General features: G+C 58.1%; 7 protein-coding genes. 2 read left to right on the forward strand and 5 right to left on the reverse strand.

Annotation, left to right across the window (positions count from 1 at the left end; genetic code table 11):
- Nucleotides 1-4 precede the first annotated feature (4 nt).
- Entirely contained in the window at nucleotides 5-787 is a 783-nt protein-coding gene (locus AC2LD7_RS08150; protein ID WP_484597256.1) for a TSUP family transporter, read from the forward strand.
- Here AC2LD7_RS08150 and nudC read toward each other — a convergent pair.
- The 5 genes from nudC to dnaQ all read right to left on the reverse strand — a co-directional run bounded on the left by nudC (nucleotide 755) and on the right by dnaQ (nucleotide 7,476).
- Nucleotides 755-1,588: an NAD(+) diphosphatase gene (gene nudC, locus AC2LD7_RS08155; protein WP_484597257.1), complete on the reverse strand. Its 834-nt coding sequence runs from the start codon at nucleotides 1,586-1,588 to the stop codon at nucleotides 755-757. The genes AC2LD7_RS08150 and nudC overlap by 33 nt on opposite strands.
- Nucleotides 1,588-3,270 (reverse strand): FimL-related protein, encoded by a 1,683-nt coding sequence (locus tag AC2LD7_RS08160; RefSeq protein WP_484597258.1) that lies wholly within the window; start codon nucleotides 3,268-3,270, stop codon nucleotides 1,588-1,590. The genes nudC and AC2LD7_RS08160 overlap by 1 nt, the downstream gene beginning before the upstream one ends.
- Before the next feature lie 37 nt (nucleotides 3,271-3,307).
- Complete coding sequence (locus tag AC2LD7_RS08165) at nucleotides 3,308-4,120, reverse strand: crotonase/enoyl-CoA hydratase family protein (RefSeq protein WP_484597259.1); 813 nt, start codon at nucleotides 4,118-4,120, stop codon at nucleotides 3,308-3,310.
- A 200-nt stretch (nucleotides 4,121-4,320) separates the two neighbouring features.
- Nucleotides 4,321-6,573 (reverse strand): Orn/Lys/Arg family decarboxylase, encoded by a 2,253-nt coding sequence (locus AC2LD7_RS08170; protein ID WP_484597260.1) that lies wholly within the window; start codon nucleotides 6,571-6,573, stop codon nucleotides 4,321-4,323.
- Between the two features lie 117 nt (nucleotides 6,574-6,690).
- Nucleotides 6,691-7,476, reverse strand: a complete 786-nt coding sequence (gene dnaQ, locus AC2LD7_RS08175; RefSeq protein ID WP_484597261.1) for a DNA polymerase III subunit epsilon — start codon at nucleotides 7,474-7,476, stop codon at nucleotides 6,691-6,693.
- Between the two features lie 119 nt (nucleotides 7,477-7,595).
- Between dnaQ and AC2LD7_RS08180 the strand changes: the two genes are divergently transcribed.
- Nucleotides 7,596-7,982: a hypothetical protein gene (locus AC2LD7_RS08180; RefSeq protein WP_484597262.1), complete on the forward strand. Its 387-nt coding sequence runs from the start codon at nucleotides 7,596-7,598 to the stop codon at nucleotides 7,980-7,982.
- Nucleotides 7,983-8,022 lie beyond the last annotated feature (40 nt).

Here is an 8,022-nt window from a genome sequence, read left to right on the forward strand (position 1 = left end):
CACGATGCCGTTTCTCGAACTCGCCATAGATCCGCCGGTACTGGCCGCCCTGATGGTCGTCGCCTTTCTCGCCGGTTTCATCGATGCGATTGCGGGCGGCGGCGGTCTGTTGACTCTGCCAGCATTGCTTACCGCAGGATTGCCGCCGCATCTGGTTCTCGGCACCAACAAGTTATGTGCGACCTTCGGCTCGGCCACGGCGAGCTTGACGTTCTATCGCAGGAAGCTGTTCGACCCGAGGCAATGGCGATTTGCGCTTTTGGCTACGGCCATCGGCGCAGCCCTTGGTGCAGGATTGGCACATCTGATACCGGCTCGCTGGCTTAATCAGTTGTTGCCGCTGATAGTTTTCACCTGCGGTTTGTATCTGCTATTCGGCCGCGTGCCGACCACACCGCGAGAAAGCGCAGCGCCAATAGGCAAACGTCGTCAATGGCCTCAGGGACTGGGGCTGGGTTTCTATGACGGAGTAGCCGGTCCTGGAACCGGTGCTTTCTGGACCGTTAGCAGTATACTGCTCTACCCGCTCGACTTGCTCAGAGCCAGCGGCGTAGCGCGTAGCATGAATTTCGTCAGTAACGGTACTGCGCTCGCCGTTTTCGTCATTAGCGGCCAGGTTGCCTGGGCTCTGGGCGTTGGCATGGGGTTCGCGTTAATGGTCGGCGCCTATCTCGGCGCACGGACGGCGATCCAAGGCGGATCGAAATTCATCCGGCCAATATTCATCCTGGTGGTGCTGGCGCTGAGCCTGCGTCTAGCCTGGCAGCACTGGTTCGGGACCGCCTAAGCGCTGCGCCAAATACAGGTCGATCAGATAGCGCGCAATGGATTTCGGTGCGGGCAGCGCGGGTAACTCATGGATGGAAAACCAGGCGGCATCCTCGATCTCTTCCGGCTGCATGACAATTGCCCCCGATGCATATTCAGCATGGAAACCGAGCATCAGCGAATGTGGAAACGGCCAACCTTGGCTGCAGATGTACTGAGGCGCATGGATAGAGACTCCGACCTCTTCATACACTTCTCGCCTCACGCATTGCTCGACCGATTCGCCCGGCTCCACGAACCCTGCCAGCGTGCTGTATACGCCCGGCACGAACCGCGGCGAGCGTGCCAGCAGCAACTCGTCGCCTCGGGTCACCAGAACGATCATGCTCGGAGAGATACGCGGGTAATGGTGAATGCCGCAGCTCTCGCACTGCATCGCCCGTTCTGACGGATGCTGGTGCATCGCATTACCGCAACTGCCACAGAAGCGATGATGATTTGCCCACGTACCGATCTGCGCAGCGAAGCCGAGCATGCGAAATCTATCGCTATCATCATCCTGCAGCATGAACTGACGCAGCCCCTGCCAGGAAGCACCCGGCACTTCGGCGGGATGTGCCAGTTCCAATAAAAAAACCGGCTCGCCTTCGAAATAACCGAGGCCCTGCTCGGTAATCAGCGGCAGTTCAAGACGCTTGAGCCAGTCTCTGGGGAACAACACGCCATTGGCATCGAACAGAAATCCTTGCTGACAATGCGCCACCGCCCACCCGCCTGCATTCGCAGGGTCGAGCAGTGCGGGTTGCCAGCGCAGAGTCATCAGGCGGCCACCGGCAGACCCAATGCCCGAACGCTTTCGGTCGCCAGATCCAGCACGCTGATACGCGAATCGTCACGACGCAGTATCGCGCCGCCTTCGAGATAGTACTCAAGGCTGGTCAAGGCATCGGCAAGCGTTTCGAGCATTTGCTCCGGTGGCATCTGCATACCTTCGAGCATCTGCTTCTGGATGAAATCTGCGCACGCGCCGATCAGGTCGGCGGCGCGATCCTGCTCGAGGAAACGCAGACCGCCGCGAACCGCCATCAGGCTGAAGGGGACATTGGCTAGGTGCAGTTTTTCCCCGTTGGATTCCAGGTAAGCAGTAATCGCGCGCTTGGCTAGCGCCAGCCCTGCGGTCGCTTCGCCGATAACCACAATGCAGGCTTCGGTGAGCTGATGATTGGCAAAAGCTTCCGCTTCCTGGCCCGGCTGCGCGATTTGCGGTCGGGTATCACGCCGCTCGCCGCGCTCCAGGCTGGCGACCATGCTTTCCACATAAAGCACCGCGTCGGCCAACTTCAGTAGCGCCTGTGAGTCCGGCGCCTGCTCGGCATTCCAGCCGGAAACTATCGCAAGCTGTGAGTGCAAGGTACTAGAGGCCGAAGACAGACCGACCATTCCGAGGGTTTTCGCCAGTTTACCCAACAGACTGTGGAGGTTAGCGTACGACTCGGCCGGAGCAGTTTTCCGTTCGATCAGGTCGAGCAAATCCTTGAGGCTTGCCAGCTCTTCGCGGATTGCCGAAGACAGCGAGCGCATAACGGCTTGACCGGGACCCGCGAGACGTTGCGACTCGTCTTCGAGAAGGTGATCGGTAAAGGGGAGCGAGCTGAGAGAGAAAATATCCCGGACCTGCGTTGCCATCGGGCCGTTACTTTCCGCCAACGCGACCAGATACAGCAGTTCCTTGAGCAGGACACGCGGTGGCTCGTAGGTGCTGTTGATGCTCAGTTGCCGGAGCTCTCGATCAAGCCTGGAAAAGAGCTGTTTGCGTGACTGGCGCGGCAGCAATTGGCCGTCCAGTTGGGCTTCCAGCGCGGCGCTACCCAGCCAGCACAGACGCCCTGCCGGCGTATCGGCAAACAGAACATCCAACCGATTGAGCGCTCGCACCATGAGCTTAAGGCTTGCCGGCGTATTGTCCTCCCGAATGAAGCCAAGCAGGCCGACCTGATACATCTGCCGCAATCTACGTGCTTCGATAGCTCTCGCTGCAGGCTCTCGCACCGCAGCAGCCACCGGCGGGCGCGCATGATCGAGGCGAACGCTGAAGAAAAAGCTTTCCGGCAAAGATGGCTGCTCACTAACGAGCCGCAGCGCATTGATAGGCGGCAGAAGCAGCTCGGGCATTTCCTGACGGCTGGCATCGACGCTTTCCAAGTAACGCCCGAGGACGTACAGCGCGTTGCTCAAGGCGGCAAGTTGAGCGTCGCGCTCTTCCCCTGCGCCAACCGGGATATCGGTCGCCAGCTGCAGAATCTCCTGCGCGAGCAGCTCGGCCCCCGTCAGCTCAATGAGCCTGAGAGTACCGCGAACCTGTTTGAGGTTCTCGACAGCCTGCTGCAACAGGCCACCATTGTTTCGATCGATGATGAAATGCTCGAGGCTCTGCTCGGCTTCCTCCATGGTGGCGAATAGCTCATCGCGGACCAGACTGAGTGAAGTAGCTCCGGTAACCATGCCTAGCGCGCCTCCCGCGCAACGTTTAGATGATGCATCAGTCAGCGAAGTCCGGTTTGTGTTTGCTCATATGAGCGGCCATGGCCACCTTGAGATCTGCCGACTGAAGCATTGCCGCATTCCAGGTAGCAATATATTCGAGACCGTCATCGACGCGGTGATCGCGCATATAGCGGATCATTTCTTTAGTGCCACGAATCGCCAACGGAGACTTCGCAGCGATATCAGCTGCAAGAGCGAAAACCGCATCCATCAATGCCGGCTGGTCAGCATATGTCCGGTTGATCAGGCCGATGCTCTGTGCTTCCTTGCCGTCCATAGTACGTCCGGTATAGGCCAATTCGCGCATCATGCCGTCGCCGATGATTCGCGGTAACCGCTGCAGCGTGCCCACATCCGCGGCCATGCCCATGTCGATTTCCTTGATCGAAAACTGCGCATCGAACGTGCTGTAACGCATATCACAGGAGGCGATCAGGTCTATCGCACCGCCGATGCAATAGCCCTGAATGGCAGCGATAACTGGCTTGCGGCAATTGTCTACCGCATTGAACGAGGCCTGAAGCTTGAGAATTTGGCGGCGCAGGCGCTCGGCGTTACGTCCGACATCGGAGCCCATCTGGGCTGCGGCCTGGGCCAATAGTTGTAGATCGATACCCGCCGAAAAGTGCTTGCCCTCACCTGACAGCACAACTACCCGAACCTCGTCCGTATCGTCGATCCATTGAAAGATATCGACGATCTCGCTCCAGAACGCGGCGCTCATCGCATTGACCTTGTCAGGTCGATTGATCGCTATATGAGCGATCTTGTCCTTCAACTCCACACGGAAGGCTTGATATTCAGTCACGCTATCATCCTCGACAGCCGAGGCACCTCAGTGCCTTACAGGTTGAACAAGCCCCTCGACAGGGGCTGTTCTTAGCCGGACAACTATAACAACAGCCGGGTAAAAGTCGATGTGGGACGTTGTGATGCAACCCACGCCCTCATGCATCATCCGACTTTGACATCCGGCGATACCGACTTTAACTGCCGAAGCAATATGCTTCAGTCCTCCAGAATGCAGTCAACCGTATAACACGCGCCCTCCGGATGATCCTCGTGTTGCAGCCCATGTACATCGGCATCGAAGCCGGGAAAGCGCGTGGCGAAACGTTGCGCAAAATTGAGATAGTCGAGTATCGAGCGTGTCTCGGCCGTGAATCGCTCGCCGGGCATGATCAGCGGTATACCGGGCGGATACGGCACCAGCATGACCGCTGCAATGCGATCTTCGAGCGCTTCGACGGGCACCGCTTCGACTTCCCCTCGTACCAGCTTGTCATAGGCATCGGCCGGCTTCATTGCCAATACCGGCAAGGCGGTATACATACGCCGCATGGCTTTTGCGGTGGCGTTCTCGCGGTAACAATCGTGTAGGGAGTCGCATAGGTCTCGCAAACCCATTCCAGCGTAAATGCTGCCGCCAGCGTTCACTATAGTCGGCAGCGCATCGCATAACGGTACGTTGTTGTCATAGTGCCGCTTGAACTCCAGCAACTCGGTCAACAGCGTGCTCCATTTACCCTTGGTAATCCCCATGGAGAACAGCACCAGAATCGAATAGAGCCCGGTTTTTTCAACCACGAGGCCCCGCTCCCAGAGAAATTTGCTCACCACCGCAGCGGGGATGCCGCGCTCACCCAGCTTGCCTCCGGCGGTAAGCCCCGGAGTGACTAGGGTGACCTTGATCGGGTCGAGCAAGACGTAGTCGCCCGCAACATCGCCGAAGCCATGCCAGTCCGCTTCCGGCTCCAATAACCAGTCCGCTGTAATCAGCTCTTCTGCGCCGTCGACCGCCGATGGTTGCCAGATGCTAAACCACCAATCGTCCGCAGCCAGATGCTGCCGGAGATTGGCCAACGCGCGACGGAAACTCAGCGCCTCATCGAACGTTTCCTGAATCAGCGAGCGGCCGGCAGGGCCTTCCATCATCGCTGACGCCACATCGAGCGACGCGAGAATTCCGTACTGTGGGGACGTCGAGATATGCATCATGAAGGCTTCGTTGAAGCGATCACGGTCCAGTTGCCGCTGTTGACTGTCGAGCACGTGGATCATCGAGGCCTGGCTGAAGGCAGCCAGCACCTTGTGCGTCGAGTGGGTCGTGAAGACCAGCGGCCCTTGCTCGCGTGTATCCATCCCGTAACGGCCATCATAAAACTCATGAAAAGCGGCGTAGGCGTACCACGCCTCGTCGAAATGCAACACATCGACGCTGTTGCCGAGGGTTCGCTTGATCAAGTTGGCGTTGTAGCAGAGTCCGTCATAGGTGGAGTTGGTCACAACGGCCAACTTCACCCGCGGGGGCCGACCTCGAGCTAGAGGGTTGGCCTCGATTTTGGCCTGGATCGACGCAGCAGAGAATTCTTCGAGCGGGATGGGGCCGATGATGCCGAGCTCATTGCGTGAGGGCGTCAGGTAAAGAGGGATCGCGCCAGTCATGATGATCGAATGCAGGATCGACTTGTGGCAGTTGCGGTCCACCAATACCAGATCGTCGCGCGCCACCATCGAATGCCAGACAATTTTATTTGCCGTCGAAGTGCCGTTGATCACGAAGAACGTATGGTCGGCACCGAAGTTGCGCGCCGCGCGGGCCTCGGCCGCAGCCAGCGGCCCGGTATGATCAAGCAGCGAGCCGAGTTCCGGCACCGATACGGAAAGATCGGAACGCAGCGTGTTTTCGCCGAAGAATTGGTGGAACGCCTGCCCGACAGGGCTTTTGCGAAACGCGACACCACCGCCGTGACCTGGCGTATGCCAGGAGTAATTGGAGTCGCCGGTGTGCTGAACCAGCGCTCGGAAAAACGGCGGAAGCAGACCGTCAAGATAGCTGCGCGCGGCCCGCGCGACCTGCCGGGCCAAGAACGGAACGGTGTCTTCGAATAGATAGAGCAGTCCACGAAGCTCATTAAGATCAGCCATGGCTTCGGACGGGGCGTTCTCAATAGTGATCTGCTCGCCGAGCGCGAAGATCGGTAGCTGTGGTGCGCGCCGCCGCGCGACGCGGATCAATCCCACAACGTCCTGCAGCAGCCGCTGATTTTCACCTGCACCTTCAGCAGCCACCAGAATGCAGGCCAGCCCGTGGTGCGTCGAGGCGACGATGCGCCCCTCGGCAGCACTTCCCGTCGGGAGGATATGAAAGCCGTCCTGCTCGAGTTCGGCGGCAATTTCGCGGACTCGCTCGCCCGCAACGGTATCAGCCTTTATATCGCGGTGAACGATAAGAATGGGGAACTTGAGGTCTTTGTACATGAGCGATTCCTGAAGACGTTCCCCTTCAGCGTAGAAGCTCTGCCCTCAAGTACCAGGCGTGAAAATGCGATCACAACATCTTGCGGACGAGCCCAAAGGCACCATCAGCGCGAATTCTCAGGCCGGCAAAGCTTCAGCCTCGATTTCGACGGGCTGATCCAACTGAACCCAGAGTGGCGTCGCGCCAGCCGCCTTCTCGATGGCCTGCATGCGGGCCGTATGCGCAGCGACTTCATTCGAACTAGCGCGGATGACCAACGTACTGGGTCGATCGGCCGGCAGTCGACGGATAGGTGTTGCCTGTTGACGACCACCGTTTTCTGAATCGGCGCCTTCGCCAGCCAGGGACAGGTTGGTCTGACCGCCGGTCATGGTCAGATAGACGTCGGCAAGGATCTCGGCGTCGAGCAAAGCGCCGTGCAAATCGCGACCCGAATTGTCCACACCGTAGCGCTTGCAAAGCGCATCGAGACTGTTGCGCTGACCCGGGTGGCGCTCGCGCGCCATCCGCAGGGTGTCGAGGATGCTGCAGTGATCGCCCAGCTCCGCGCGATCCTGCTGCCCAAGCAAAGCGAACTCGTTGTTGATAAAGCCGACGTCGAACGCTGCGTTGTGAATGATCAGCTGCGCGCCCTTGATGAATTCGAAAAACTCATCGGCTATATCATTGAAACGCTGCTTGCCAATCAGGAACTCATTGGTGATCCCGTGAACCGCGATGGCGCCCTCGTCGACCTCACGATCCGGCTGCAGATACACGTGGTAATGCCGACCCGTAAGGCGTCGACCGATGACTTCGACACATCCGATCTCAATGATCCGGTGGCCATCGGTCACCGGCATGCCTGTGGTTTCGGTATCCAGCACTACCACCCTGTCAGTATTCGATTTGTAAATCGTCATAGCGCACTTGCCCCAAAGTAGTCACAAACACTGGCATCCAGCTCAAAATTGCTCGCGATGCCCAACGCAAAGATGTAAACCAAAAATCGTCTTCCACTCAACTGCGCAAAAATGTAAACATGCCCTACACAATCAAAACCTTCATGACAAGGTCCGGCGAGCGGTTTTCCCAGCTTTACGACACAGAGACGCCAGGCCTCCCTTTATTCTACCCGACAGCCTTTGTCGCTCGCTTCCTCCGCTCAGCCACTCACGAGACGCAGAAAGTCTATCTGGCCGTGATCAAGCGCATCTGCGAATGGGAATTTACCAAACAGGTGGACCTCGCCAACTGTTTCCATAGAAGTAAGTTTCTCACCTGTGCCCAGATTGATGACCTTGCTAACCATCTAAGAGCCAGCAAGCTCGGAGGAAAAGGCGAAGTCATCGGAAGCCCGAAGTACAACACCTATGTCGCCTATGCAACAGAGTATCTTCGCTGGCTTGCCCAAGAGTGTTGGCGCTGATGGAAAATTGACCCACCTTGCCGATTGAAATTTGACCCAG

It is taken from the genome of Stutzerimonas sp. (assembly GCF_982611455.1).